The organism is Campylobacter canis (assembly GCF_045504005.1).
GTDB classification, from domain to species: Bacteria; Campylobacterota; Campylobacteria; order Campylobacterales; family Campylobacteraceae; genus Campylobacter_A; species Campylobacter_A canis.
The window spans coordinates 58,756-84,738 of the sequence record NZ_JBJJXH010000001.1 but is presented as its reverse complement, the minus strand read 5'-3'; the positions used below and the strand labels follow the sequence as shown (position 1 = coordinate 84,738).

The 25,983-nt window shown below is 39.8% G+C and carries 24 protein-coding genes; 5 read left to right on the top strand and 19 right to left on the bottom strand.

Annotated elements, in window-relative coordinates:
- Positions 1-2 precede the first annotated feature (2 nt).
- Complete coding sequence (locus tag ACHJH3_RS00405; protein WP_407063127.1) at positions 3-1,124, top strand: ABC transporter permease; 1,122 nt, start codon at positions 3-5, stop codon at positions 1,122-1,124.
- A gap of 93 nt (positions 1,125-1,217) precedes the next feature.
- On the opposite strand, the gene ACHJH3_RS00400 is transcribed toward ACHJH3_RS00405, so the two are convergent.
- From ACHJH3_RS00400 to selA, 13 genes are all read right to left on the bottom strand, one after another.
- On the bottom strand, positions 1,218-1,340 hold the full coding sequence (locus ACHJH3_RS00400) for a hypothetical protein (protein ID WP_407063126.1): 123 nt from the start codon (positions 1,338-1,340) through the stop codon (positions 1,218-1,220).
- Complete coding sequence (locus ACHJH3_RS00395) at positions 1,324-2,430, bottom strand: NnrS family protein (RefSeq protein ID WP_407063125.1); 1,107 nt, start codon at positions 2,428-2,430, stop codon at positions 1,324-1,326. Before ACHJH3_RS00395 ends, ACHJH3_RS00400 begins: the two co-directional genes overlap by 17 nt.
- A complete protein-coding gene (locus ACHJH3_RS00390) occupies positions 2,423-3,112 on the bottom strand; it encodes an ABC transporter ATP-binding protein (protein ID WP_407063124.1) in 690 nt (229 codons plus the stop codon). Before ACHJH3_RS00390 ends, ACHJH3_RS00395 begins: the two co-directional genes overlap by 8 nt.
- Before the next feature lie 9 nt (positions 3,113-3,121).
- Positions 3,122-3,919: an ABC transporter permease gene (locus ACHJH3_RS00385; RefSeq protein ID WP_407063123.1), complete on the bottom strand. Its 798-nt coding sequence runs from the start codon at positions 3,917-3,919 to the stop codon at positions 3,122-3,124.
- Positions 3,916-4,878: an ABC transporter substrate-binding protein gene (locus tag ACHJH3_RS00380; RefSeq protein ID WP_407063122.1), complete on the bottom strand. Its 963-nt coding sequence runs from the start codon at positions 4,876-4,878 to the stop codon at positions 3,916-3,918. The genes ACHJH3_RS00385 and ACHJH3_RS00380 overlap by 4 nt, the downstream gene beginning before the upstream one ends.
- A gap of 173 nt (positions 4,879-5,051) precedes the next feature.
- Positions 5,052-6,899: a TonB-dependent receptor domain-containing protein gene (locus ACHJH3_RS00375; RefSeq protein ID WP_407063121.1), complete on the bottom strand. Its 1,848-nt coding sequence runs from the start codon at positions 6,897-6,899 to the stop codon at positions 5,052-5,054.
- Between the two features lie 214 nt (positions 6,900-7,113).
- Positions 7,114-7,692, bottom strand: coding sequence for a complement resistance protein TraT (traT, locus tag ACHJH3_RS00370; protein WP_169941149.1), 579 nt, complete (start codon positions 7,690-7,692; stop codon positions 7,114-7,116).
- Positions 7,693-7,817: 125 nt separating this feature from the next.
- Complete coding sequence (gene fdh3B / locus ACHJH3_RS00365; RefSeq protein WP_169941147.1) at positions 7,818-8,378, bottom strand: formate dehydrogenase FDH3 subunit beta; 561 nt, start codon at positions 8,376-8,378, stop codon at positions 7,818-7,820.
- A gap of 10 nt (positions 8,379-8,388) precedes the next feature.
- Positions 8,389-11,289, bottom strand: coding sequence for a formate dehydrogenase subunit alpha (locus tag ACHJH3_RS00360; protein ID WP_407063120.1), 2,901 nt, complete (start codon positions 11,287-11,289; stop codon positions 8,389-8,391).
- Between the two features lie 11 nt (positions 11,290-11,300).
- Positions 11,301-11,513 (bottom strand): twin-arginine translocation signal domain-containing protein, encoded by a 213-nt coding sequence (locus ACHJH3_RS00355; protein ID WP_407063119.1) that lies wholly within the window; start codon positions 11,511-11,513, stop codon positions 11,301-11,303.
- 374 nt (positions 11,514-11,887) lie between these two features.
- Entirely contained in the window at positions 11,888-12,604 is a 717-nt protein-coding gene (locus ACHJH3_RS00350; RefSeq protein WP_407063118.1) for a thioredoxin fold domain-containing protein, read from the bottom strand.
- Positions 12,605-12,664: 60 nt separating this feature from the next.
- A complete protein-coding gene (gene selB, locus ACHJH3_RS00345) occupies positions 12,665-14,488 on the bottom strand; it encodes a selenocysteine-specific translation elongation factor (protein WP_407063117.1) in 1,824 nt (607 codons plus the stop codon).
- Positions 14,481-15,815: an L-seryl-tRNA(Sec) selenium transferase gene (gene selA / locus ACHJH3_RS00340; protein ID WP_407063116.1), complete on the bottom strand. Its 1,335-nt coding sequence runs from the start codon at positions 15,813-15,815 to the stop codon at positions 14,481-14,483. Before selA ends, selB begins: the two co-directional genes overlap by 8 nt.
- Before the next feature lie 155 nt (positions 15,816-15,970).
- Here selA and ACHJH3_RS00335 point away from each other — a divergent pair, with 155 nt between their 5' ends.
- Positions 15,971-17,641 carry a 4Fe-4S dicluster domain-containing protein gene (locus tag ACHJH3_RS00335; RefSeq protein WP_407063115.1) on the top strand — a complete coding sequence of 557 codons (1,671 nt, stop codon included), beginning with the start codon at positions 15,971-15,973 and terminating at the stop codon, positions 17,639-17,641.
- The gene (locus ACHJH3_RS00330) at positions 17,634-18,347 is read left to right on the top strand and encodes a TorD/DmsD family molecular chaperone (RefSeq protein ID WP_407063114.1); all 714 of its coding nucleotides are present in this window, start codon (positions 17,634-17,636) and stop codon (positions 18,345-18,347) included. Before ACHJH3_RS00335 ends, ACHJH3_RS00330 begins: the two co-directional genes overlap by 8 nt.
- 289 nt (positions 18,348-18,636) lie before the next feature.
- Here the strand turns inward: ACHJH3_RS00330 and ACHJH3_RS00325 are convergent, their stop codons facing one another.
- The 6 genes from ACHJH3_RS00325 to gltX form a co-directional block, all read right to left on the bottom strand.
- Positions 18,637-19,326 (bottom strand): MqnA/MqnD/SBP family protein, encoded by a 690-nt coding sequence (locus tag ACHJH3_RS00325; protein WP_407063113.1) that lies wholly within the window; start codon positions 19,324-19,326, stop codon positions 18,637-18,639.
- Positions 19,327-19,364: 38 nt separating this feature from the next.
- Positions 19,365-19,904, bottom strand: coding sequence for an NAD(P)H-dependent oxidoreductase (locus ACHJH3_RS00320; protein WP_172198298.1), 540 nt, complete (start codon positions 19,902-19,904; stop codon positions 19,365-19,367).
- Between the two features lie 137 nt (positions 19,905-20,041).
- Complete coding sequence (locus ACHJH3_RS00315) at positions 20,042-20,365, bottom strand: hypothetical protein (RefSeq protein ID WP_407063112.1); 324 nt, start codon at positions 20,363-20,365, stop codon at positions 20,042-20,044.
- Between the two features lie 45 nt (positions 20,366-20,410).
- Positions 20,411-21,037, bottom strand: a complete 627-nt coding sequence (gene upp / locus ACHJH3_RS00310) for a uracil phosphoribosyltransferase (RefSeq protein ID WP_169941122.1) — start codon at positions 21,035-21,037, stop codon at positions 20,411-20,413.
- Positions 21,034-22,290 (bottom strand): malic enzyme-like NAD(P)-binding protein, encoded by a 1,257-nt coding sequence (locus ACHJH3_RS00305; protein ID WP_407063111.1) that lies wholly within the window; start codon positions 22,288-22,290, stop codon positions 21,034-21,036. Before ACHJH3_RS00305 ends, upp begins: the two co-directional genes overlap by 4 nt.
- Positions 22,287-23,672 carry a glutamate--tRNA ligase gene (gene gltX / locus ACHJH3_RS00300; RefSeq protein ID WP_407063110.1) on the bottom strand — a complete coding sequence of 462 codons (1,386 nt, stop codon included), beginning with the start codon at positions 23,670-23,672 and terminating at the stop codon, positions 22,287-22,289. Before gltX ends, ACHJH3_RS00305 begins: the two co-directional genes overlap by 4 nt.
- A gap of 87 nt (positions 23,673-23,759) precedes the next feature.
- Between gltX and ACHJH3_RS00295 the strand changes: the two genes are divergently transcribed.
- Positions 23,760-24,593 carry a peptidyl-prolyl cis-trans isomerase gene (locus ACHJH3_RS00295; RefSeq protein WP_407063109.1) on the top strand — a complete coding sequence of 278 codons (834 nt, stop codon included), beginning with the start codon at positions 23,760-23,762 and terminating at the stop codon, positions 24,591-24,593.
- Between the two features lie 4 nt (positions 24,594-24,597).
- Positions 24,598-25,974: an MBOAT family O-acyltransferase gene (locus ACHJH3_RS00290; protein ID WP_407063108.1), complete on the top strand. Its 1,377-nt coding sequence runs from the start codon at positions 24,598-24,600 to the stop codon at positions 25,972-25,974.
- Positions 25,975-25,983 lie beyond the last annotated feature (9 nt).

Sequence of the window (25,983 nt, the reverse complement as noted above, 5' to 3'; positions counted from 1 at the left end):
TCATGCAAAAATTCTCAATCCTTAGAATTCACGCCGTAGTTATCAAGGAATTTCGCCAAATTTTAAGAGATAAAGGCACACTCGCTCTTATCATCATGATGCCGCTTATGCTCATGCTGCTTTTTGGCTATGCGATCAACAACAATCCAAGAAATTTGCCAACCGCACTTGTCATAAATTCGCAAGGAGAGCTTAGCAGATCGCTTATTAAGGCCATGCAAAACACGGGATATTTCCATATAAAGAGCGTTACGAGGGATTTAGAGCTTGCAGATGAACTGATGAGAAAAGGCAATGTGCAGTTTATTATCCACTTCCCGCATGATTTAGAGCGCGATCTGACAAGAGGCTTTGTGCCAAAAATTTTAATCGACATTGACGCTACCGATCCTGCGTCATCGGCTCAGGTTTCAAGCGCGCTTATAAGAGCTTTTAACCAAGCCATCTCAAGGGATAAATTTAGCACAGAACATCAAAACAGCGAATTTGAGCTGATAGTTCATACTAAATACAACCCTGAACTTTTAACAAGATATCAGATCATCCCGGGGCTAGTGGGCATACTTCTTACGCTTACGACTATCTTGCTGGCGGGAATTTCGATGACCAAGGAGTATGAGCGCAGTACGATGGAAAATTTGCTCGCGACACCGCTATATCCGACCGAGGTGATGCTTGGTAAAATTTTGCCCTATCTTTTTATCTCGTATCTGCAAATTTGCGTGCTTTTGTTTATCGCGCGATATCTTTTTGAGCTTCCCATCATAACTAATTGGGGCTCTCTTATAGCCTGCTGCACTCTTTTGATGCTTGCAAATTTGGGAGTTGGATTTACCTTTAGCACGCTTGCTAAAAATCAGCTTCAAGTTATGCAGATGACTTACTTTTTCTTTTTGCCTTCACTACTACTTTCGGGGTTCATGTTTCCGTTTTACGGTATGCCAAAGTGGGCGCAAATTTTAGGAGAATTCTTTCCGCTGACGCACTTTTTACGTATGATTAGAGGAATTTGGCTTAAAAACGCTCTTATAACAGACTACGTCTATGACGTGATAGCTATGTTTGTATTTTTATGCGCTAGTACTGCTTTATCGCTATATAGATATAAAAGAACGCTTGATTAGATTAAAGCCCAAATTTGGGCTTTAAATCATTTTTCAACAGCAAGCTTGAGGCTAACTTCAGTTTCACTCCAAGTTTTACCTGCATAAAGAGCCTTACGCATCTACTACTTTAGCCATTATCGGCTCTTTTTTAAATATCTCTATACTCTTTGCAAAATCGGCAAATTTATCGCTTTTAGTCGATTTAAACTCAAATTTCTTACTCCGGGTCGTCACTAAATTCGTTATTTTTAAAAATTTTATAAAAATCAACAAACCATAAAACAAAAGCGATTACGATCAAAGTCGCCGGCAGATGTATATAAAATCCACTCCAAGCATAGGCAAAAAACCCTCTAAAAATTCCCGCTGCCACGACCAAAGCAAAAGCTATCTTACTAAGAAGCAAAAACTCAAGCTCCTGTCCGCTATGACGAAGCCCGGCGATATTAAAGATAAGCATAATGCTAAATATCATGCCGTTAAGCGCAAGGATGTGAAGCATGTTTGCCTCAAGTCCAAGACCCAAAATTCCGCTTATGCCAAAGATAGCGTAAGCAGCCGCCACAAGAAGCTGCATAAGGTAGTAAAAAACGATGAAATTATGCCTTAAAAGCTCTTTGTAGTGCCACTCCTTAAGCTTGGCAAACACCGCTGCGCCGCACGCTAAGGCAGCGTAGCTTATCGCGCCGCTTGATTCAAAAAATACACTTAAAATTAAAAAAGCGCAAACGCAGCAAATCGCGATATTTTTATAGACTAAATTTGGCACAAATACCGCTTCTTCCATATCGCTTTCGCGCTTTATCGCCTCGCGTCCAAGCACCATACTAACGCGAAATGATATAAGCAAAATAGCGATGATATGTAGATGAATTTGTAAATTTAAAAATTTCTCCTCGCTACTTACGAGATAGCAAATTTCAAAGAGCAAAATTCCAAGCAAAAAGCCCATAACTCCGAACTGATCGTCGTTTTTATCAAGCCAGATCATATAAACGCAAAGCATCACCAAATACGCCCAAAAAATCGCCATAAAAAGATGAGCAAACCACAAATTTATAAACGCGCAAAAGAAGCTAATAGCAAAAATTCCAAACAAAATATAAGCGTGAATTTTAAGCGACTTAGTAAAATTCGTCCAATCCGTAAGCCCCGTGAGCAAAAATCCAGCATAAGCAAGCGCGCCCACAAGGTGTAAAAATATAAATTTGTGAAGGCTTATAAAATCAACCGGCGCAAAAAATATAGCTCCGCCAAGCGCAGCGCAAATCGCACTTGAAAGGAAAAATATCCGCATAGGATAGGTAAAAAAATCATTAATCATAGTAAATTTTCCCCTTGAAATTCTCGTTTATCACGGCATTTAAATATTCAAAGCTTCTGTCTTCAAAGCATTTTTCAAGCTTTAGCTTGCGCTCGATGACTGCACCCTTGCTTTCAAGGAAGCAAATTTCATCGCTCATCTTGGCAGCTTCCATCCTATCATGCGTCACAAGCACTACGCTCATGCCGTTTTTCACGCGGTTTGCGATCATCTCCATCAAAATTTCTTTCATATCATAATCAAGCCCCGAAAACGGCTCATCCATCAAAAGCAGATCAGGCTCGGTCACGATAGCACGCACGAAAGCGACCCTTTGGCGCATTCCGCCGCTTAATTCATCGGGATATTTTCTGGCGTCTTTTTTGCCAAGACCAAGCCTTTCAAAGTAGCTAAGCACCAGATCTACGTCAGGTTTAGCCATAACCAAAAGGACGTTTTCAAGGGCGTTTTTCCACTCCAAAAGGCGGTTTTCTTGGAAAAGATAGGTTGTGCGGGCGAATTTGTTGATTATGCGCCCTTTTCTTGGCTCTATAATACCGGAAATCAGCCTAAGTATCGTGGTTTTACCGCACCCGCTCGCACCAAATAAAGTTACGACCTCTCCGCTTTTTATCTCAAGGTTAAAATTTCTTACGACCTTATCGCGCAAAATTTCATATTCTACATTTTTAAGTTCCAGCATTATCGCTCCTTAGCGCTTCCAAGGCATCAAAGCGATTTTTAAAGGCTCGATAATGAGGTATTCAAAGAGCATGATAAGAGTGATAACAAGCACCACGTAAGCCATCACCTCGGTCGTATCAAGCATAACACGCGCACTTGCTATCTTTGCGCCCATTCCTTCATTTGCTCCCAAAAGCTCCGCCATAATGACTATCTTAACACCCATCGCCACAGCCACACTTAGCGAGCTTATGATATACCCCGTAAGATGCGGGATATAAAGGTGGCGAATTTTCCTAACAAGCCCAAGATGATATGCGTCAAACATCTCTTTTAGCTCTTCACTAACGCTCATCATACCTACCGCCGAGCTTGCAAACGTTAGCGGCAAAACGGTTATGATGATGGTAAAGATAGTGCTAAAATTTCCAAATCCAAACCAAAATATCGCCATCACTATCCAAATGATCGGCGGCATGGCTAAAAGCACCGTTATAAGCGGCTTTAAAAGCGCGGCAAAGCTCTTATAAGCACCGGCAATAAGCCCAAGCGTGATACCGATGATACATGCAGTTCCCACGCCCACAAACGATCTAAACAGCGTTACATCAATCTCACTTGCCTTGTATTCAAGCAGAAGCGAATACGCCTTAAGAAAAACGACCTTCGGTGCAGGCAGCATAAATTCGCCGAATTTCTCGCTACCAAGCTGCCAAAGAGCGATCAAAAGACATATCGTGGCAAATCCGCTAAATCCGCCCCAAAGATAATCAACCACGCGGTTTATCGCCGCGCGATCTTTTTTAACGTTATCGATTAAAATCATAAAAATAGGCTCTTATCAGGCATTTTTCCGCCTAAAATTTTTGGATTTAGCTCAAACAACACTTCAAAAAAGCTCATCAGCTCATCAGCCAAATCGCTTGCTTTAGTTACGGTTAAATTTGAGCGCTCAAATGCGTTTGCAAGAGCGGGTTCCGGCGCAGGCAGATACTGAGCGCCGATCTTAGCGGCACTTTGCTTGTTTTGTAAAATCCACTTAAGAGCGTTTTGCAAGTCGTTATGAAATACCTCAAAAACCTCTCTGTTAGCATTATAATAATCCAAACTCACTATAAGACCCGCTTGCGGGATATATGGCTTTATGCCAAAGCTCTCGCCCCACATTTCAGGCAGTTCAAAGCCCACGCTTACATCCACGCCCATCTTTTTGCCCTTAAGTATGGCAGCCGAGCTCATAGGCTCGATAGATAGTGCAGCGTCATAGTCTTTTTGCAAAAACAGCCCAACCGACTCAGGCGGAGTTTGCACGTAGGTGATGTCGATCTTTGAGATGTCTATGCCGCGCTTTTTGCAAATGGCGCGAAAGACGAGATCTGGCATATCGTTTTTAAAAGGCATGATGAGTTTTTTACCGACCAAATCCTCTATGCTTTTTATACTTGCGTCTTTAACAAGGACGTTTTGAAGTCCGTTTGTCATGATGTTTAGCATGCCAAATTTTATGCCTTGGTTGGCTAAATTTACGCCCACGTTACTAGGTGCGGCGGTTAGCTTCATATCTCCGCTTGCCACACCTGCGCGAAGCTGGTCGGGGTTGCTCCAAATTCGCAGTTTCATATCGTGAGTTTTATTAAGCTCGCCTTGCATAGTCGCAACCGCAAGCATAGTGCTTGGGATGGCAGGCATTCCCCATATATCAAACCTCTCTTTTGCAAACAAATTTGGAGCAAACGCCGTTACTCCAAGAGCTGCGCCTAAACCTAAGAAATTTCGTCTTTTCATCTTTTATCCTTTGTGTTGATCTGAATTTTTAACTAAAATAAAGTCGTAAAAGCAAAGTATCGCGAGATGATTTTTTGAGCTTTGAAGCAAAATTAAGCAAAGCTAGGCAAGATAGCCTGCTGCAGTGAAAATTTTGCAAAATCTCAAAAAAGCGCTTGCGAGACTAGCTTTTATCAAAAGCTTGAGTGAAAACTCACAAACACCGTTCTGCCTGGAGCATTCACCCTCCTTGGATCAAGAGCTGCGACATGATCGCCGCTTATAAACTCCGCATACTCTTTATCAAAGATATTATTTACGCCAAATCTTAAGCCGAATTTATTTCTAAATTCAACCGCACCGTAAACGTCTATGAGCGTAAACGCTTTTGCCTCTTTGCTGTCTATGCCAAGTCCGGTGCTTTTATCAAAATCGCCTCTGTTTTGCTTTGCCACATATCTAAGCGCACTTCCTAAACTAAAGCTTCCAAAGCTTGCGTAGCTCTTGTAATCAGCTGCCAAATTCGCTTCAAACGGGCGAATTTGATAAAGGGCTCTGCCGTCTGTTTTGTTTTGTCCGTAGTTGTAAAAAAGCGCCGCTTTTAAGCCGAAATTTTGCAAGAAATTATAGCTTGCGCTTAAATTTGCGCTGTAAATTTCAGCATCAACGTTTCGAGAGATAACGGCGTTTTTGTTCATCGGCATAGTCGCTTTTGAGTGCCTGCGATCATAGATGATGAGATCTTTTACGTCGCTTGCGATAAGATGAGCTTTAATCGCAAAGCTATCCTCGCCCTGCTTTGAGCTTAGGTACTCTTTGAAAAACTCGCTTTTATACTCAAGTCCCAAATTCACGCGGTTGTGGCGCTCGGGTTTTAAGAACGGATTTGATATCCAGCCGTTATCAAGCGGTCCGTAAAGAATGTTAAAGCGCTCCATATTTGAAGGCATCCTGCTAATGCTCTCAAGTGCCGCGTAGTAAAGATCCTTTTCATTTGGGCTAAATTCGTATTTCAAACTCGCGCTTAAAGCCTTATGCTTGATGTCACCGTCTAAATTTTCGCCGTAAATTGACTTAACCAGCCCTTTTATCGTTGAAATTTGAGGCATAGGCGCTGAGTATGCGTTGTTCGCCGCGCGCAAATTCGAGCTCATCCACTCGTAGTTAAGCGCCAAATTTAGCTTGTTTGCTTCGTTAAATTTATAAGATATCTCGTCAAACACTCTCACGCTTTGGTTTTTAACATCACCGAAGCGATATCCGTTAAATACCCATTTGCCGCCCATAAATGCGTATCTTTTGCCCTCATGCAAATCACGCTGATAGCTAGTGCCTATCATGTTGTGAAAATTGCCAAAATCAGCGTCATAGCTAAGCTTCGCGTCAAAAATTTTCCTCTCTACTTCGACTTTTACTTTTTGAGCCGAATTTCTTAGCTCGTAGTTGTTTGCGTCGCGGTTGATATCTCTTAGCATAAGCTCTAAATTTAGCGTATTAGCAAGACTTTCTTCGCCTAAACGAGCGTTAAATTTCGCTATCTTACGCTCGGTTTTAACTGCGTCCATCGCGTGATGAGGTTCTTTTTCGTTATCTATATTATCACGCAAAAAAGTAAAACGAAATTCGCTTATATCGTTTGGCACAAAGCCCAAAATAGCGCTTTGACCTTGTCTTGAGTAGCCAAAATCAACTTCATTGCCACCACCGTCTTTGTAGCGGTTGCCCTTTGAAAAATTTGCGTTGAAGATGGTGTAGAAATTTGCCCCACGGTATTTAAAAAGAGTCGAGCTATAAAAATCTCTACCGGAAAATCCGCCTGAAACGTGAAATTTATCCATCGAATCATCAAGCAGGTCGGTTACGAAAAAATACTCATCCCTATTCGTACGATCAAACTGATGTGCGGGAAATGCGCTTTGAGCGATATTTGGCGTATATGGCTTAGGTGGCGCGAAATCTTTTAACGGAGCGATATTATCGGGGTTTGCGCTATTTGCTACAAGCAAGCTAGCCAATGCGGCACAACTTAAAACTACTCTCATCTTGCGTCCTTTTTGTATGAAATTTATGAGAAATTTGATTTCTTTTGATTTTGATTAAGTATATCATTATTAAGCAGTTAAAGATATTGATATATATCAACCCTAAAATATACACTAAAAGCCGAATTTGAAATTTAGCTCGATAAATTATAAGCGTAATCTAAAAGGATAAAGGCTTGCAAAGAGAGCTTATCCACCCTCTCTACAAACAAAATTAATAAAAGAAGTTGATTATCTGAGTAGCTATCTTATCTTCTACAAAAGGCATGATGTAGCTTGGAGAATATACGTTTTTATCGCTTTGCACATCAAGTATGGTGCGTTGCTCACGCTCTTTTGTAGCGATTGAGACGCTAACCGTTGCCTTGTAGATATAGTGGCGAGTATCGTAATAATCATCATAAAAAGGATCTCCAAACACCATGCCAACTCCTGCTGAGCTCCTACGTCCAAACGAGCCAAAGCCGTAGCCTAAATTTATAAAGACATTAGGATCTTTTCGCTCCACTCTCTCAAGCATCATAAAATCCCCAAGCAAGACGATATCCGCACGCTTTTTATCAGCTACGGGCACGAAGCCCTTACTTACAAATTTCTTCCTAACCGTCTCTTCAAGAGTGTTTTGATGTCCCGATGAGTTTTTAAAATTTATAAAGACCGTTTGGTTTGCGTCTAAATTTGTAATAAATACCGGCGCACTAGAATTTAAGTATAGTTTTGGCGTGCTGTTTGTGCTGCAAGCCGCAAAGAAAAAGGCTATAAATAAAAGGAGTAAAATTTGAACATACCTCATCTCAAATCCTTTGATTTTATGATTTTACATAAAATTATAACTCGCTGCGATTAATGAAAGATAAAATAAAAGCTAAATTTTAAAGGATAAAAGAGAAGAAAAAGGGGCAAATTTGCCCCTTAAATTTAGATAGAAAAGCCTGTATTGCGAAGTGTGACGCGTTTGCGATATACGTTTGCAACTTCGGTTGCGTCTCCAACTAAAAGAGCGTTTGTCGCACAAACCGCCGCACACATAGGCACTTTACCTTCTGCGATACGGTTTTGTCCGTATAGTTCGCGCTCTTCGTGAGAATTTGTCTCTGCAGGACCACCCGCGCACATCGTGCATTTATCCATCTCGCCCTTGATGCCAAACGCCCCGTCTCTTGGAAACTGCGGCGCACCAAACGGACAAGCATATAAGCAGTATCCACAGCCTATGCACTTGTTTTTATCATGAAGAACGATACCGTCCTCGCGGATATAAAAGCAATCCACAGGACAAACTTGCTCGCAAGGAGCGTCCGTGCAGTGTTGGCATGCGATGGTTGTTGAAACCTCCTTGCCCTCAACGCCGTCATGCAGCGTGATAACCTTACGGCGGTTAATGCCCACAGGAGTTTCGTGCGCCGAAGAGCAAGCTACTTGACAACCGAAACAACTTATACATCTGTTGTTATCTACGAAAAATTTCATTCTTGCCATGGCTTACTCCTTACGCTTTTTCCAGACGGCATAGACCTGCGTTATACTCTGAAATTTGAGTAACAGGGTCAAATCCGTAGTTTGTTACGATGTTTGAAGGCTCGCCTATCGTATATGGCTTAGTTCCTTCAGGATAGCGGTGGCTTAGATCAACGCCTTGCATCACGCCCGCGAAGTTATAAGGTAAGCAAATTCTATCTGGCGTAACGCTTCTGTTGTGATAGCATTTTACCTTTATCTTGGTGCCTTGCGGAGAGTGAATCCACATCATATCGCCGTCTTGTATGCCGTATTTAAGCGCTAGTTCAGGGTGAACGTTAGCAAACATCTCAGGCGTGATAGCCGCTAGATATTTACTTGTTCTTTCAAGCATTCCCGCACCGCTTAAATTCACCAAGCGCATTGAGCTGATGATAGTAGGGAAATCCTTGCTCCAATCTTGCTTTTGCTGCTCTGATTTAAATTTCGTCTCAACGCGGAAATTTCTAGCCTGATCGTCGATAGCAGGATACTTTTGCACCAGATCCCATCTTGGTGAGTGTATCGGCTCTCTGTGTTTTGGAATTTGATCTATAAATTCCCAAACTATAGCTCTTGCTCTTGCGTTTCCATAAGGAGCAACGCCTGCTTCGCGGCATTTTTGATTTATGATACCGCTATAATCCATAGTCCAGTTTTCACCGATCTTAGCCTTTTCTTCTTCGGTTAAGGTTATGCCAAGCACCTGCTCGATATTATCCTTAGTGATTTGAGGATAGCCGCCTTTAACCTTAGAACCTTTTAGCTGAACGGCTTCAGATGCGATTTGAGAAACGCCGTTATGCTCTAGACCAAATCGATTTCTAAATCCGCAACCGCCCTCGGTATAAGGCTTATTTAGATCATAAAGTATAGGAGTTCCCGGATGCTGCTTATCCCAGCAAGGCCAAGGCAAGCTGTAGTATTCGCCTTTTACGTCTCCGCCTATTCCTATTAGCGTATCAGGATCGAAATTTTCCCAATTTTGCTGATGCTTTCTTAATCTTTCAGGCTGCCAACCTTGAAGCCCGATAGTTTGACCCATTCTGGCTAGCTCTCTTGTAGCGTCATCAGGCCACACGAAGCTATCTTTTACTACTTCAAGATCATCATTCATCTTTAAGGATTTGGTGTAATCCTCATAAAAGCCCCATTTTTTAGCAAATTCAAACATAACCTCATGATCAGGCTTGCTCTCATAAAGTGGATCTACAACTTTCGTTCTCCATTGTGCAGCTCGGTTTGTAGCCACAACGATACCTTCGTTTTCAAACTGAGTCGCAACAGGAAGGATATAAATTCCGTCTTTTCTGTCGCTTAAGATAGCAACTTCATTTACAAACGGCTCTGCAATAACTAGCAAATCAAGTTTATCTATCGCCTCTTGAATTTTTGCCAGGTGAGCCATAGAGGTAATTCCCGTTCCTTGAACCCAAAGCACCTTAAGCTCGCCGCTTGTAAAAGTATTTTCCTCTTTTAAAACGCCCTGCCACCATTTTGAAAGCGACCAGCCTTTTTCATTTCTCCAGTTTCTATCTTCAGGATTTTTAGGATCGTGGTAATAATACTCCTCAAATTTCGTTCCTTTTATAGGAGTACCGCCTTTTTTAGGCTCTTTGGTTGAAACGGCAAATCGTTTTACGAATTCGTCAAATTCTACGCCCCAACCCTTACAAAAGTGCTTCCAAGCCTTATCGCCAAGCCCGTAGTATGTAGGCAAGCTGTCGGCTAGGTTGCCCATATCGGTTGCACCTTGAACGTTATCGTGTCCGCGGATAATGTTACATCCGCCGCCCTCTACGCCCATATTTCCAAGCACAAGCTGAAGGATAGGCAAAATTCTCGTATTTGAGCTGCCAATACTGTGCTGAGTCATTCCAAGAGACCATGCGATAGAAGCCGGCTTTGTATGAGCGTAAATATTTGCTACTTGCACAATCAAATCGGCAGGAACTCCGGTAACGTCAGACGTTACTTCAGGTGTCCAGTGCTCGGCCTCTTTGCGAACTTCATCTATGCCGTAAGTTCTATCGGCGATGAAATTCTTATCCTCCCAGCCGTTTTTAAATATGATATGAAGCAGTCCATAAACAAAAGCTATATCCGTTCCCGGTCTAACACGCACGTATATATCGGCTTTTGCCGCTGTTTTTGTGTAGATAGGATCTACAACTATCAGCTTTGCGTTGTTTCTATCTTTAGCTTGAAGGAAGTGCTTCATGCCTCCGACTGGATTTGCAACTGCGGAATTTGCTCCAAACACCATAATGGCTTTTGAATTTGCCGCCACGTCTCCAAAGTGGTTTGTCATCGCGCCATAACCCCAAGTATTCGCCGCTCCGGCGACTGATGCGCTATGTCAAATACGTGCAACGTGGTCTATATTATTTGTGCCCCAAAATGCTGCAAATTTTCTAAAATAAAACGACTGCTCGTTGCTAAATTTCGCAGAGCCTAAAAATTCGACACAATCAGGTCCATGCTCTTTACGAATTTCAAGCATCTTATCGCCGATCTCGTTAACCGCAGTCTCCCAGCTTATGCGCTCCCACTTGCCGTTTACCTTTTTCATAGGGTATTTGATGCGTTGCTTGCTCTTGGTTAGATCGATTTGATCTATGCCCTTACAGCAGTGACTGCCTTGAGATACGGGATGATACATCGCCATATCTTGACGAACCCAAACGCCGTCTTTTACCTCTGCTTCTATACCGCATCCGGCAGAACATATCGAACAGATGGTTCTAACTTTTTTTGAGCCCTCAAACGGATTTTTTATCTCTTCGTTCGTGGCTTTTCTAAAGACTTCATTCTCTCCAAAAGCGACCGTGCTACCCGCTCCAAGGGCTGCAAGCTTAAGGAAAGAGCGTCTTCCTATACGTGAATCACTCATAGTATTCTCCCTTAGTAAGCGATTTTATAGTAGTACTCCCACTCTTTGCTTTTTTGATAAAGCACCTCTTTTTTGCTTGACTTACCAAGCACTACTCCGTTAGAATCAGCTTGTAAGCTAGCCTTACTGCCGCTATTTGCGATAGCAGCAGTAGCTATCATCGTGCCGCCCACGGCGCCAATTTTTAAAGATTTTTTTAAAAAATCTCGTCTTGATCCCTCCATCTTTTCTCCTTTCAGCTTTTAAATATATAAAAGCAACTTGTCTATATTAAAAAGCAAAATTCAATTTAAAATGTTCAAAATTAGCATATTTATAATTGGAAATCGCTATCAAATAACGTTAAATAGCTAATTTGAGCCACATAAATATTAACTATGCAAATTTAGCATATCTTATAATTGGAAATCGTAAAGAACTGATATTAAATAATATTTTTTAAAAATCTTTAAAAATATAAAAAAATAATAATATTTATTCAAAGATGAAATTTCAGCATCAATGCCGAAGCAGTTAAGCGGACGAAAAAGAAAATTTAAAATTTAAAGTGGCTAAATTTGATAAAAGCCCTCAAAAAGAGAGCTTTTGTAATGAAGTGTTATTTTTTAAGATCTTGTAAATTTATTATATAAGGCACGCTTCTAACGCCTGCCGCAAGGTATTTCGTGCGAAGATCATCCATCGTTTTAACCTCATCATCGCTTACTGCATTATCCGCTACTTTATAATCTTCAGCGAAATATTTTCTTAGAATTTTGATCTTTTCGCTATCGGTTTTTGCCTTAACCGCATCTTTATATATCAAAAAGCTCTTTTGAAGAGCTGATTTATCATGTACAGGAGTTAGGATTATATGGACATTTGCCTCTTTTAGAGTCGTCTCGATCTTTTCAAGCTCCATTCTGCAGTATGGGCATTCAGGATCTGAAAACATAACATAAGTAGGCTTTTTAGAGTCATTACCAAGCATTATGATATTTTTCTTTTCTTCTTTATTAAACTGAGCTGCGATATTTTTAGCAGTTATCTTCTCTTTCATCTCGGCTTTATAAGCTTTTTTGTTTTTTAGATCGATGATGTCAGGAAGAAGCAGATCGCCCTTGGTAAACATTATCTCATCTTCGCTAAGTTTGCCGTTGCTGATATTTACTACAACCATCTCGTATTCAGGATTTTCGGCTAGTTTTTGACGCTCCGTAACCTTAAACATAAGTCCAGGCTGAGCAATTGACTTATAAAATTCGATTATCTGCTCATTGCTGGCAGCAAATAGACTTGTAGCCGCAACTACAGACGCTAATATAATTTTTTTCATTGTTTTACCTTTGTTGAAATTTCGCTCGATTATAATAACTTTTTTTAAACGGATAGAAAATCACCCCTTCATCACTCTATCATTGCCGTTTTTTACGATATCAGGCATAGTATCGAGGTATTCAAGATATGCGATTATGTATTTTCTGCTTAAATTTAGATGATCTTTTGCATTTGTTACGTTTACGAAGCCTTCGGTTTTTATTATCTCTTTAAGCTTACTAGTCGCTTCGTTTAAAGCCTTTGAAGTTACGAAAAGATTATGCGCAAGCCTTACTACTCGCTTTATGCCTGTTAGTTTTTTAAGCGCGTTATCTCCGCTAAGCCTATCTATCTCAAGTTCGTCATAGATGTTATAAGGCGCGGCTGGAGCTAAATTTGAGCTTTCCAAAATTTGATAAATTCGCTCTTCAAGCCTTACTTTAAGCTCTTTGACATCAACCCCTGTTTTTGTATAAACGCCTTCATTTTGAGCTATGAGGCTGCTTTTGCAAAGCTCGTCGATAGCCTTTTGACATAGCTCCTCGCTCGCCCAAGTTAGCTTTAGACTGATACTTGAAGCCGAAAATATCGCATAAGGATTTTTTTCTATCATAAATTTTATAATCTCTTTAATGCGAGAAATCGCGCTTATATCGTAGATATTTAAGGCTTTTTCATCTACATAAACGCTTGGAATTTGCTTTGCTATATTAACCGCTTCTTCGTGAGTTAAACCAAATCTTTGATAAGAGGAGATAATGCCAAAGCCGTTTTTATGCGTGTCCTTAAGCAAAGTAAAAGCGTTTGTGAAATCTTTTTTAAAAAGATGATTTAAAAATAGAATTTTTTGCGCCTTTTTAAGCGGTTCATTTACCGAATTTAAAACCCTACCGCCGCCTATCACGCGCGAATTTGCAACCAAGACGAAAGGCTCGTCAAATTTTAAAAACATATCCTTTTCAAATTTAAAAGTTACAAAACAACTATCGTCTTTTTGGCTCAAAATAATCGCTTTTGCACTTGCGGTTTGCGCTCCCACGCAAAACGTCACGCTTTCATTGTGAGTTAAATTTTTTGCATTTACGAAGCAGTCAGCCTCCCTAAATCCCCTAAAAAAGCTTTTTTTGCTTAGAAGCTGTCCTTTTTTAAGCTCATTTAGCTCAATACCTGTTAAATTTAGCGCTACGCGGCTGCCTTCATACGCGACATCAACGAAACTATCATGAATTTGCACGCTTCTTACAATCGCTTCTTTGCCTGAGCCGTAGTTATAGACCTTTTCGCCTTTTTTTACGCTTCCTTCTATGATAGTTCCTGTTACTACGCTACCGATTCCTTTTAGACTAAAGACCCTATCGATGTAGTAGCGAAATACGCCGTGTTCGCTTTTGTTTTTTGGCTTTAGGGTAAAGAGATAATCTCTTAATTCGGCTATGCTTTGGGCGTCTTTTATACTAACTGCAAAAAATTCTAAAATTTCAAGATTTTTTAGTCTGCTTATAGCCTCTGTAACTTCAAATTTAACCTGCTCTATCCTGCTTTCATCTACCAAATCACACTTTGTTACGGCGATAATCAAAGACTTTATCTGAAGCAAATTTAAAATTTGCAAATGCTCTAAACTCTGAGGCATAAGCCCGTCGTTTGCGGCAACTACAAACAAGCACGCATCAAATCCATACGCCCCACTTATCATCGTCTTAACCAAGCTTTCATGTCCCGGAACGTCGATAAATGCGATATTATCTTCGCCTCGCCTTAAATTTGAAAAGCTAAGATCGATAGTTATACCGCGCTTTTTTTCCTCTTCAAGCACGTCGCCTTCAAAGCCGTTTAGCTCTCTTATAAGTGCCGTTTTACCGTGATCGATATGCCCTGCGGTTCCGATTATGAGGCTATTCATCGCACTCTCCTAAAATTTCGTTTATCGAATTTATGAGTCTCGTTTCATCCTTATGCAAAACGCTTCTTAAATCAAGCAAAAACGCCCCATTTTCAATCCGTCCGATGATATTTTTAGCTCTAAATTTCGCCTCGTTTAAATTTGCGTTACCGCGCACTTTAAGAGCAATGCTCGGTATAGCCTTATTTGGCATAGTGCCTCCGCCCACAAAAGTTTTGGTTTGCACCACTTCAAGCGGTTTTTCAAGAGCAAAATTTATCCTAGTCGCGGTATTTTCAAGCTCGTTAATGTCTTTATAGAGCTGGTTAATTGTGGTTATAAGATTAAATTCTTTATTTATATAAGCCTTTACCGATTCGCTTAAAAGCGATATTATCACTTTATCCACTCGAAGCATTCTAAGGAGTTGATTTTGCTTAAGCTTTGCTATTAGTTCGCGTTTGCCAAGGATTATACCGCACTGAACCGAGCCAAACAGCTTATCGCCGCTAAAGCTTAGTAACGAAACATCGCTAAATTCCCTCGCATTCGGCTCATTTTTGCCTAGATTATAAGGAAGCTCGCCGACATATCCGCTTCCAAGATCGTAATAATCAATTACTTCATGCTTTTTAGCCAAATTTAAAAGCTCGTTTATACAAACATCCTCGCTAAATCCGACTATATCGAAATTTGAGCGGTGCACTTTTACGATCATCTTGGTGTTTTCACCGATAGCCGCTTCATAATCTTTTAAATTTGTCCTATTTGTAGTGCCGACCTCGCGCAATAAAGTTCCCGAATTTGCCATCACTTCAGGTACTCTAAAGCTTCCTCCGATCTCAACCAGCTCACCCCTGCTGATAACCGCTTCACCGCCTTTTGCAAAGGTATTTAGCACGAGAAAAACGGCGCTTGCGTTATTATTTACGACGATTGCGTCTTCAAAGCCAAAAAGCTCCGCTAAAAGCGAGCCGACGTAATCGTATCTGTTTGAGCGAGTCCCTCTTTCAAGGCTGTATTCTAAGTTAGAATACCCCGTGATGACGTCCTTTGCGCGCATCAAAATTTCTTCATCTATTACGCTTCTGCCTAAATTTGTATGCACAGCAACGCCTGTTGCATTTATCACGCTTTGCAAAGATGAAATTTCAAATTTTGCGTAGCGTTTTAGGATATTTTTTATAATATCTTGCAACTGATCGCAAGTTTTATTCGCTATGATTTTTTCACGCTGAAACTCAAGTTCTTCTCTGGCAAATTTGGCTACGAAAGCTGGAATTTTATCTTTAAATTCGGGCATTTTTAAAATTTTATCTATCTGCGGTAGGCTTTTAAATTCGCTCATTTCAACTCTCCAAGTAATTTTGTTTTACTACGAGGATTGTATCATAAATTTTGCAAGAGATTTTAGCTTATATATTAAAAATAGATTTTTAAATTCAGTACTCATTAATGACATAAGTATTAAAATGCAGTAGTTTTTGATAATGGAGAATATTAATGAAAGAATTTGGCTTTTACAACGATTTTGACGACTCTTTGATGCTAAACGAGCAGATTGAAATAGCAAAAGAAGGCGAGTATCTGATCTCAAATTCGGATAAATTAAAGGCTGATATCATAGCCCCTGAGATAAATTTTTATCTCAAAAACAGTAGCGATAGCGTACTTGACAAAGCCAAAAACACGCTTTTATTATACGAAGCAAGAGCTCACGGATTTGATCTTGCAAGAGATGTCGAGCATGAAAAAGAAGTCGGCAAAAACGTCGTCATCGTAAGCAACACAGGATGCGAAAATTTGGCTGAAATTTTAAAAGAAAACGGATTTAAGGTTATTGAAATAACGCACTTTGAGATGAAATTCGTATATGGTGCGGCAGGCGAATTAAGCGTGATAATGCTAAGAGAAAATGATGAGTTTGAAGTTGATTGCGATTTCTTGCTTGTTGAAAACGCAAGAGATTATATGCTTAAGCAAAGCGGCTGCTACGAGATAGCGGGCATGAGCGATGAGAACGTGCTAAATTTTATGCTTGAAAAAAGCCCGAAATTCAAATACAAAACCCATATTTTTTATGATTCTACCATTTGTCAATACCATGAGCGCAGACAAGAAATTTGCGGAAGATGTGCGGATGTCTGCCCTACGGTTGCGATTTTAAAAGAGGATGCGACAAAACATCTTGTATTTTCTCACATAGACTGTCTTGGATGTGGCGGCTGTATCAGCGTATGCCCTAGCGGTGCGCTTGATTACTCATATACTCCGCGTGTTGCGTTTGCAGAAATAGCAAAGATGTATAAAGGCAAAATCGCGCTGATCGTGCCTAAGAAAATGGATCTAGCCAATTTAAGTCTGAATTTGCCTGCGGGCGTGCTTCCTTTTGCCATAGAAGGCGAAAAATGGCTACATGAGGCGCACTTCATGACGCTTTTGCAAGAAAGCGGAGCAAGCGTGATATTTTATACCGATTTCGTAAGTCGCGGCTCAAAAGACGCCATTGACATAGTAAATCAAATTTATGAGATCAAATTCGCCCGCAAAGCGGTCTATGTCGCCATGAATGAAAAAGAGCTTAAAGACGCTCTTAGCAAAGCGACTCTAATAGAAGGCTCACAGCATTCGGTTGCCGAATACGCAATGCCAAAAAGAGAAATTTTTGGCAAACGACTTGAGTGGCTTGTCGGAGATGAAAATTTAGGAGTAGTAAAAACGGGTGAGAACATAAGCTACGGCACGGTTGAGATAAACCGCGACACATGTACGCTTTGCTTAAGCTGCGTGGGCGCATGTAACGTAAGCGCTCTCGTTGCGGACACCAAGACGAATTCCATAATGTTTAACCCGAGCATATGCACCAACTGCGGATACTGCGAGGTAAGCTGCGCCGAAAAAGACACCATAGTACTTAAACGAGGAGAGATAGAGCTAAAACCGGAATATTTCGTATATAACGAGCTTGCACGCGACGAGCTTTTTGCCTGCATAGAGTGCGGCAAAGAGTTTGCGACTAAAAAAGCCGTTGAGAAAATCGCCTCTATAATGGGTCCGAAATTCGCCTCCGATCCGATAAAGCATAAGACGCTTTACTGCTGTGCGGATTGCAAAGCCAAAGTGATGGTACAAGCGCAAATCGAGATGATGCAAAAGGATATTTTCAATGGATAACAATATCACCAAAGCGCGCTCATATTTTTACGAATTTTTAGCCTTTCCGCTGTTTTTTAATACTGATAAATCAAAATTTGAAAAGTGGCTACAAAAGCTTGAGTATCTAGCTTCAACACCGATCTCCGAGCAATCGGACGAGGCGTTTGCTCATCTTAAGAAATTTGATTTTGAAACGTTTTTGCGTGAGCAAAACGACGTGCTTTTTGACTTTGCTTACTCAAATATCCCGCTAAACGCCTCGTTTTACGAAGAGGGTCGTGATGACGGCGCAGCAAGGCTTAGAGTGATAGAGTGCCTTAAGCTAAGCCCGTATAGACGGGATGTGCAAAACTGCAAAGATAGTGAGGACTTCATCGGTTTTGTGTTTTTGGCGATGTCAACTTTTTTAAACGATGAATTTAGCGGCGCAAAAAACATCAGCGACAAGCTATTTTCAGGGGTTATAAATAATTTTGTAGATGAATTTGCCTTGCTTTTGCATAATCACAAAAATTCAAATTTCTTTAAAGCCTACGCTCAGATAATAGAAATTTTTATGCAGATTGAGCGTACGATACTTTCTATTGAGGCGCCTGCTAAACCTATCGGCGATAGCGTAGCGGTGGCTTCGATGAAAAAAGAGCCGTTTCAAAGCAAGATGCCTACGGCAAAAACCAAGCTTCACTGGGAAGAATTTACTCCCGTTATACAAAATGAATTTTAAGCTATCCGCTTAAAATTCATCACTTCAAAAGCTTATAAAAATTCGCTCTAGTAGAAGTTCGCATAAGCTTTAATATCAATAATTTATCTTAAAAAGAGATTTTGTAAATTTTAATTTTATTTAGCGATAAATTTATTATGTTGCTTTTAGAGAAATTAACAACTCAGTAGTTTGAGCCAAATTTAGCTCTACTGAAATTTAAATTGTTATTTAATACAAGCCAAACTCAAGCCTTGCAAAGCCCAAATTTAAATATCTCGCACACCACGAATCACTTGCGCTTTAAATTTTACATTTTGGGCTGTTTTGAACGAGATTTTAAAAGTCTTGCCTCTTTAAAAAATATTCTAAGCGATTTTCGCTCTTTAGGCTCTATCTTGTAGCTGATAAACTCAAGGTACCATTTTATATCTTCTTTGCCGATACCTCTGCTTTTAGCATATGTCGCTAGTATGTAGTTTGGAATTTTGATTTTTTGGTTTAAGAATTTCTTGGTTAGCCTTTTGTATCTACTGAAATTTTTCGTGCATGAAAATCTGCCAAATACAAAAGGTAAATTTGTCCGCTCATGCCACAGCCCGGCTAAGTCGTAAAACCGCTCGCCGCCTTCGCTAATATAAGCTTTAAGGGCCCTATCGCCTATGATAACCTCGCCTTTGACATCTAAAATTTTAGCAAGCAAATTTGAAGATGCGGACGCCGGATCGCTCTTTGGAAGAGAATTTTTGCGTACCAGAACGCTTTTTACATCGCGTTTTGCGACTATGCCGAAATTAAGCTTTTTATATCTTTTTTGATAGCTCTCTATGCTAGAAACGACTGCGGCATCGACTCTGCGAGCGCGTAAATTTTTATTTAAGCGACTTGGAACTCCCTTTTTAAATTCAATCGTTTTTTTGGTGTAGCTTTGAAGTGGTGAGCGCTTAAGATATATGTGAAAAGGAAGTAAATTCAGATAATCAATCTTGCCAAAGATCACAAATTTCCTTCAAAATTTCAGGAGAAACCTCCTGAAATTTACTCCTCTATAGGCTCGTTTTGAAGTAGTTTTACGTATTTTTCGACGCACTCTTTTATATCATCGTCATTTGCACTGAACGAGCCGCCGTTTATAAAAATTCTATTAAATATCATCCCGCAATAATCAGCCGTGATCTGTAGAGGCAAAAGCACTTCGCTAACGGTATGCTTGATACTGCCCTCTTTTGAATAGGCAGCCTCTGCGCTTCCTAAGCTAACCACTATCTGAAGCTCTTTGCCTGCAAGCTTATTTCCCGTGCTTCCATACGCCCAGCCGTAAGTAAAAATTTCATCTATATAAGCTTTTAGCATAGCAGGAGTCGCAAGCCAAAACATCGGAAACTGAAAGACTATCCTATCGGCACTTTCTAAAATTTTTTGCTCCTCTTTTACGTTAAAAGCCTTTGTATCATATCCGTAGATAGCTTCTAAGTGTCTTACGGTAACATCATTGATAGTTTTTGCAGCCTCAAAAAGAGCCTTATTCATTCTTGAATTTTGATAATCCGGATGTGACATAATGACAACGGTTTTCATTACTATTCCTTTCAGGTGTATTTAATTTATCCGTTTTTAACATATAAATTTAGATTAATTATATCCACAATATCTTTACTAACGGCTTTAAATTAGCTATATAAACCAGATAAATTTAACCCAAAAAATGCTACTGATTACTTCGCTTCTTCAAGTACGAAAAATTCGCCCATACTGTTTTGAAGCAAAGCATTTTGCCCCTTGATATGGATGTTTACTCTTTTATTATCAGCCACTAAAAACAACCCCTTAGGAGTATCTTTCTTCTTAAGTTCATAAACATCTCCGTCGCTATCTTCCATAGTTGCGGTCTGCCAGCCGTCGCTGCTTGTTAGTTTAACCGCGTAAAATACGCTTGAAAACTGCCTTTCTTCGACTTTGGCACTAGATTTTGTCGCGCTAGAAGCAGCACAACCTGCAATAAAAACAGATAAAAGTAAACAGGCTAGAAAATTTCTCATTTTATTCCTTTTTATAAATTCATTAAATTTCACGAAAATATCTGCTTATAGTGTGTTAAACACTCTATCTCCCGCGTCGCCAAGACCCGGAACTATATAATTTCTCTCGTCAAGTTTCTCGTCTATCGCCGCGGTAAAAACCTCAACATCAGGATAAATTTCACTAAATCTTTTTAGCCCCTCGGGAGCTGCTATGATAGAGATAAATTTGATATGCTTAACGCCGTTTTTTCTTAAAAATTTGACCGCATCTATAGCCGTACCGCCCGTAGCAAACATCGGATCTATGATTATAGCAACGCGATCTTTGGCGTCCTTTGGAAGTTTAGCGTAAAAAAACTCAGCCTCAGCCGTCTCTTCATTTCGCTGAAAGCCCAAAAAGCCCACGCTTGCATCAGGAATCAGCGTAAAAACACTATCAAGCATACCAAGAGCGGCGCGCAAGATCGGGCATATCATGATTTTATCGGCTAGCTTTTTAGCCGTCGTATCGGCAACGGGGGTTTTGACGCTAACTTCACGCAAACCAAGATCTCTGGTAGCCTCAAATATCATCAAGTGGCTTATCTCATCCACAAGCATTCGAAATTGAAACGGCTCTGTCGATATATCTCTTAAAATGGCCAGCTTATGCTCTATGAGCGGATGAGAGATGAGCTTAACGTTTTTCATACTATACCCTTTGCAAGTCTAGTCGTATAAGCGTTTATATCGAAATTCTCAACTCTTGCCACGCCGTCTTTGATAGCGGCTTTTGCAACGGCAGGAGCAACGGCCGTTAAAACACGCTTATCAAAAGGCTTTGGTATGATGTAATCCTTACCGAATTTTAACTCATCTTCGCCTGAAGCTCTACAAACCTCCTCAGGTACAGGCTCTTTTGCCAAGTCGGCTAAAGCGCGGGCAGCCGCCATTTTCATATTTTCCGTTATCTTTCTGGCTCTTACGTCAAGCGCTCCGCGGAATATAAAAGGAAAGCCAAGCACGTTATTTACTTGATTTGGATAATCGCTCCTGCCCGTTCCCATCATGACATCGCTTCTTACTTCAAGAACTTCTTCGGGGAAAATTTCAGGCGTCGGGTTTGCAAGAGCAAATATAATAGGCTCTGGATTCATGCTTTTTACCATATCTTTTGTAAGCACTCCCGGCTTACTAAGACCTAAAAACATATCAGCGCCCTTAACCGCATCAGCCATAGTTCTATCGCTTGTTTTTATCGCAAATTCTTGCTTTTCGGCGGTCAGATCGTCTCTTTCATCATGCACTACGCCCTTGCTGTCTATCATCACTATATTTTTAGCGCCAAGCAGTCTATACATCCTAGCGCAAGCTACTCCCGCAGCGCCTGAGCCGCTTACTACGATCTTAATCTTTTCTATATCTTTGCCTGAAATTTCAAGCGCGTTTATAAGACCCGCACTTGTTATCATCGCCGTTCCGTGCTGATCGTCATGCATTACGGGGATATCAACGGCTTCTTGAAGCTTCTTTTCTATCTCGAAGCATTTTGGAGCTTTGATATCTTCTAAATTTATACCGCCAAAGGTAGGAGCAAGCGCTTTGCAAATTTCAACTATCTTATCCGGATCTTTTTCATCAAGCTCGATATCAAAGGCATCTACGTTTGCAAATTTTTTAAACAAAACAGACTTGCCTTCCATGACGGGCTTGCCTGCTACAGCCCCTATATCGCCAAGTCCAAGTACTGCCGTGCCGTCGGTTATGACGGCTACTAAATTCGCTTTATTAGTGTATTTATACGCAAGTTCATTATCCGCCTCAATCGCCTTGCAAGGCTCTGCAACACCGGGAGTGTAAGCCATAGATAGATCCCTTGCGCTCTCGCACGGAGTTTTTACGTTGATCTCTATCTTGCCGCCAACGTGATAAGCTAAACTCTCCTCTTTCGTTACATGTGTCATTTCGTTTCCTTGTATTTTATGATATTTTCTATTCTTTTTTTTATCTCCGCGCTTCCAAGTACTTCAAGCACTTCAAATATCGAAGGAGAGACGCTTGAGCCCGTTAAACTCACTCTTAAAGCCTGAGCCAGATCTTTTAATTTCAGACCGTTTTGTTCTAAAAATTTAGTAGTTATCTCCTCATAGCCTGCAGCGCTTAGATCATAAGTTAAAATTTCTTTAAATTTAGCCAAAATTTCAAGGCTTTGCTCGGTTATAAATTTGCCAAAAGCCTTTTCGTCATAAACGCTTGGCGCATTAATGATAGTCTTTGCGCTTTCACTCATCTCAAGCAAGGTTTTAGAGCGCTCTCTTAGCGAATTTAGTAGAATTTCACCCTTTGGCATAGCCTTAAAATCCACTCCAAATTCAAGCATATCCTTAGCCAGCCTATCGTAAGGCAGAGTTTTGATGTAGTGAGCGTTTAGCCACTCAAGTTTTTGCGCGTTATATGTGCTTGAGGATTTGTTTATATGGTGCGGATCGAAGTATTTAAGCATATCTTCCATGCTAAAAATTTCATCATCTCCATGACTCCAGCCAAGTCGCACTAAGAAATTTAAAAGCGCTTCAGGCAGATAGCCCATGCGTTTATACTCCATCACGTCCGTTGCTCCGTGACGCTTGCTTAGCTTCTTGCCGTCTTCGCCGTTTATCATCGCGACGTGAAAAAATTTAGGAGGCTTAAAGCCCAGCGCATCGTATAAAACGATCTGCTTTGGAGTGTTTGAGAGGTGATCATCGCCTCTTATAACGTGAGTTACGCCCATAAGTATATCATCTATAACTACCGTAAAGTTATATGTAGGCGTGCCGTCGCTTCTGGCGATAATAAAATCATCCAAGATATCTTCGGCTCTAAATTTAACTTCGCCTTTTATGCCGTCATCTATCAAAATTTCACCCGTTAAAGGCGCTTTTATGCGTATAACAGGATCGATTCCTTCAGGCGGCACACCCGTAAAGTCGCGGTATCTGCCGTCATATTTAGGACGCTCTTTGCGCGCTTCTTGTTGCGCTCTAAGCTCATCAAGCTCCTCTTTGCTCATATAATCCTTATACGCCTTGCCCTCTTCAAGCAGCTTTTTAACATACTCTTTATATATATCAAAGCGCTTTGACTGATAAGTAACCTCTCCGTCATAATCAAGCCCGCACCAATCAAATGCCTCTTTTATAGCGACGGTAGCTTCTTCGGAGTTGCGTTTTAAGTCGGTATCTTCGATACGAAGTAGAAATTTCCCGCCGTTTTTCCTAGCGTAAAGATAGCTATAAAGCGCGGTTCTAAGTCCGCCTATGTGTAAATACCCTGTCGGACTCGGGGCAAATCTCGTAACTATCATAATTTTGCCTTTATTATCAATCTTAAAAATTAAAATGTTATAATTGCGGATAATTATATTTACTTTAAACTTAAATAAGGGTTTTATATGTCTAAAAAGATGTTTTTTCTGGCTTTTTTACTCAGTGCAAATTTCGCTTTTTCGCAGCAACTCGTAAACGGACTGGCGGCCATAGTAGAAAACGAACCTATAACGATGTATGAGGTTTATAAAACTTCGCAAATTTTAAAAACAGATGAAAAAAGCGCTATAAATTTTTTGATTAAAGATAGACTTGAGCAAGCACAGATAAAAGCTTTAAACATCGACGCAAGCAGCTTTGAGATAAATGAAAGAATGCAAAAAATTGCACAAGAAAACGGTGTAAATTTAGCCGATCTTAGCAGCGTACTATCGCGTCAAGGCATAAACTATAGCGATTTTAAAGAGGATGTCGCAAAGAGTATCAAACAAGAAAAGCTCTACCAAAACATCTTCAAAGACGCAAAAGTAAATGTTAGCGAAGAGGGAGCGAGAGCCTATTTTGAGCAAAACCCTAGTCAATTCGTAAAATTCGCAGAGGTTAAAGCAACAAGATATATATCAGGACAAAGAGAGCTTTTAGAATCTATTCAAGATTCGCCACTAAGCGTAAATCCTGCCGTAAAAACCGAAATTTTAGAACTTAAAAGCGAGCAAATTCCGCTTCAACTAAGACAAATTTTTGAGATGACAAAAGACGGTTCATTTACTCAAATTTTCCAAACGCCAAGCGGATTTGAGATGTTTTTAGTTAGTTCAAAATCAGGCGTAACGATGCCAAGATTTGAAGACGTAAAAAACGAAGTCATGAGTAGCATATATAGACTCGAAGAAGAGCGCGTCATAAGCGAATACTTCAACAAACTTCGCGCCAGAGCAAATATAAAAATGCTTAGATGAATTAATGCTTTTTAATTCATTTGAGTTTATATTTTTCTTTTTGCCATTTACATTTTTTGTATATTTTTACCTGAATGCCAAAAAACTGACTGTTTTAGCTAAATTGTATTTAGTTATAAGCTCTTTATTCTTTTATTCATGGTGGAATATTACGTACTTGCCAATCATAATAGCAAGTATGCTTTTTAACTATTTGATAGGGATTAATTTTAAAAAAAATCGATATAAAAAAATTCTGTTATCGACAGGAATTGCTTTAAATTTAGCTCTTTTAGGATACTTCAAATATGCTGATTTTTTTATAACCAATTTCAATAAAATAAGCGACAAAGAATTCGATTTGCTTTATCTAACGCTTCCGTTAGCTATATCTTTTTTTACATTTCAACAGATTTCATATTTAATAGACAGCTACAAAGGCGAAATAATAGATAAAGATCCTTTAAATTACGCTCTTTTCGTTAGCTTTTTCCCACAACTTATAGCAGGTCCTATAGTGCATCATAAAGAGATGATGCCACAATTTGCAAATATAAAAAACAAGATAAAAAACCAAAAAAATATTGCAAGTGGAGTTTTTATATTTTCCATAGGGCTTTTTAAAAAAGTAATCATTGCAGATAAATTTGCAATATGGGCAAATAAAGGGTTTGAAAACAGCGAAATGTTAAGTCTTTTTGAGGGATGGACGACTTCATTAAGTTATACATTTCAGCTATATTTTGACTTTAGCGGATACTGTGACATGGCAATTGGTCTTGCCCTTATTTTTAATATCAAACTACCTATAAATTTCAACTCCCCATACAAGGCAACTAATATACAAGACTTTTGGCGAAGATGGCACATAACGCTAAGTCGTTTTTTAAGAGATTATGTCTACATACCTCTAGGTGGCAACAAAAAAGGAGCTTTTAGAACCTATGTCAATCTTCTTGCAACTTTTTTAATAGGAGGTTTTTGGCATGGGGCGGGATGGACTTTTATTTTTTGGGGATTTTTACATGGAGTTGCGCTTGTCGTTCATAGGTTTTGGAGCGGTCTAAACATCAAAATAAATAAAGCTATTTCATGGTTTATTACATTTAACTTTGTTAATATCGCATGGATATTTTTTAGAGCAAAAGAGTGGGATGATGCGATAAATATTTTAAACGCTATGTTCTTTGGAGATGTTTTATTTCAGTTTATTAAAGATAATAGAACTAATAGTATATGGGTACTAGCAGGGATAATTATGATATTAAGTTGCAAGAATAGTATAGAACTACTTCGTAATTTTAAAATCAACAAAAAAACTCTTTTATTTACTATTGTTTTACTTGTCTATTCACTTCTATCTTTTAATAGAATAACAGAGTTTATATACTTTAAGTTCTAAAGGATAACA

What these genes read in the sequence shown, in the direction of transcription:
- ACHJH3_RS00315 (WP_407063112.1), bottom strand. Translation starts at nt 20,365, where the DNA reads ATGAGAAATTTTCTAGCCTGTTTACTTTTATCTGTTTTTATTGCAGGT.
- ACHJH3_RS00320 (WP_172198298.1), bottom strand. Translation starts at nt 19,904, where the DNA reads ATGAAAACCGTTGTCATTATGTCACATCCGGATTATCAAAATTCAAGA.
- ACHJH3_RS00295 (WP_407063109.1), top strand. Translation starts at nt 23,760, where the DNA reads ATGTCTAAAAAGATGTTTTTTCTGGCTTTTTTACTCAGTGCAAATTTC.
- ACHJH3_RS00330 (WP_407063114.1), top strand. Translation starts at nt 17,634, where the DNA reads ATGGATAACAATATCACCAAAGCGCGCTCATATTTTTACGAATTTTTA.
- ACHJH3_RS00375 (WP_407063121.1), bottom strand. Translation starts at nt 6,899, where the DNA reads ATGAGAGTAGTTTTAAGTTGTGCCGCATTGGCTAGCTTGCTTGTAGCA.
- traT (WP_169941149.1), bottom strand. Translation starts at nt 7,692, where the DNA reads ATGAGGTATGTTCAAATTTTACTCCTTTTATTTATAGCCTTTTTCTTT.
- ACHJH3_RS00290 (WP_407063108.1), top strand. Translation starts at nt 24,598, where the DNA reads ATGCTTTTTAATTCATTTGAGTTTATATTTTTCTTTTTGCCATTTACA.
- ACHJH3_RS00350 (WP_407063118.1), bottom strand. Translation starts at nt 12,604, where the DNA reads ATGAAAAAAATTATATTAGCGTCTGTAGTTGCGGCTACAAGTCTATTT.
- ACHJH3_RS00405 (WP_407063127.1), top strand. Translation starts at nt 3, where the DNA reads ATGCAAAAATTCTCAATCCTTAGAATTCACGCCGTAGTTATCAAGGAA.
- fdh3B (WP_169941147.1), bottom strand. Translation starts at nt 8,378, where the DNA reads ATGGCAAGAATGAAATTTTTCGTAGATAACAACAGATGTATAAGTTGT.
- selB (WP_407063117.1), bottom strand. Translation starts at nt 14,488, where the DNA reads ATGAATAGCCTCATAATCGGAACCGCAGGGCATATCGATCACGGTAAA.
- ACHJH3_RS00335 (WP_407063115.1), top strand. Translation starts at nt 15,971, where the DNA reads ATGAAAGAATTTGGCTTTTACAACGATTTTGACGACTCTTTGATGCTA.
- ACHJH3_RS00305 (WP_407063111.1), bottom strand. Translation starts at nt 22,290, where the DNA reads ATGACACATGTAACGAAAGAGGAGAGTTTAGCTTATCACGTTGGCGGC.
- ACHJH3_RS00380 (WP_407063122.1), bottom strand. Translation starts at nt 4,878, where the DNA reads ATGAAAAGACGAAATTTCTTAGGTTTAGGCGCAGCTCTTGGAGTAACG.
- gltX (WP_407063110.1), bottom strand. Translation starts at nt 23,672, where the DNA reads ATGATAGTTACGAGATTTGCCCCGAGTCCGACAGGGTATTTACACATA.
- ACHJH3_RS00355 (WP_407063119.1), bottom strand. Translation starts at nt 11,513, where the DNA reads ATGGAGGGATCAAGACGAGATTTTTTAAAAAAATCTTTAAAAATTGGC.
- selA (WP_407063116.1), bottom strand. Translation starts at nt 15,815, where the DNA reads ATGAGCGAATTTAAAAGCCTACCGCAGATAGATAAAATTTTAAAAATG.
- ACHJH3_RS00395 (WP_407063125.1), bottom strand. Translation starts at nt 2,430, where the DNA reads ATGATTAATGATTTTTTTACCTATCCTATGCGGATATTTTTCCTTTCA.
- ACHJH3_RS00385 (WP_407063123.1), bottom strand. Translation starts at nt 3,919, where the DNA reads ATGATTTTAATCGATAACGTTAAAAAAGATCGCGCGGCGATAAACCGC.
- upp (WP_169941122.1), bottom strand. Translation starts at nt 21,037, where the DNA reads ATGAAAAACGTTAAGCTCATCTCTCATCCGCTCATAGAGCATAAGCTG.
- ACHJH3_RS00390 (WP_407063124.1), bottom strand. Translation starts at nt 3,112, where the DNA reads ATGCTGGAACTTAAAAATGTAGAATATGAAATTTTGCGCGATAAGGTC.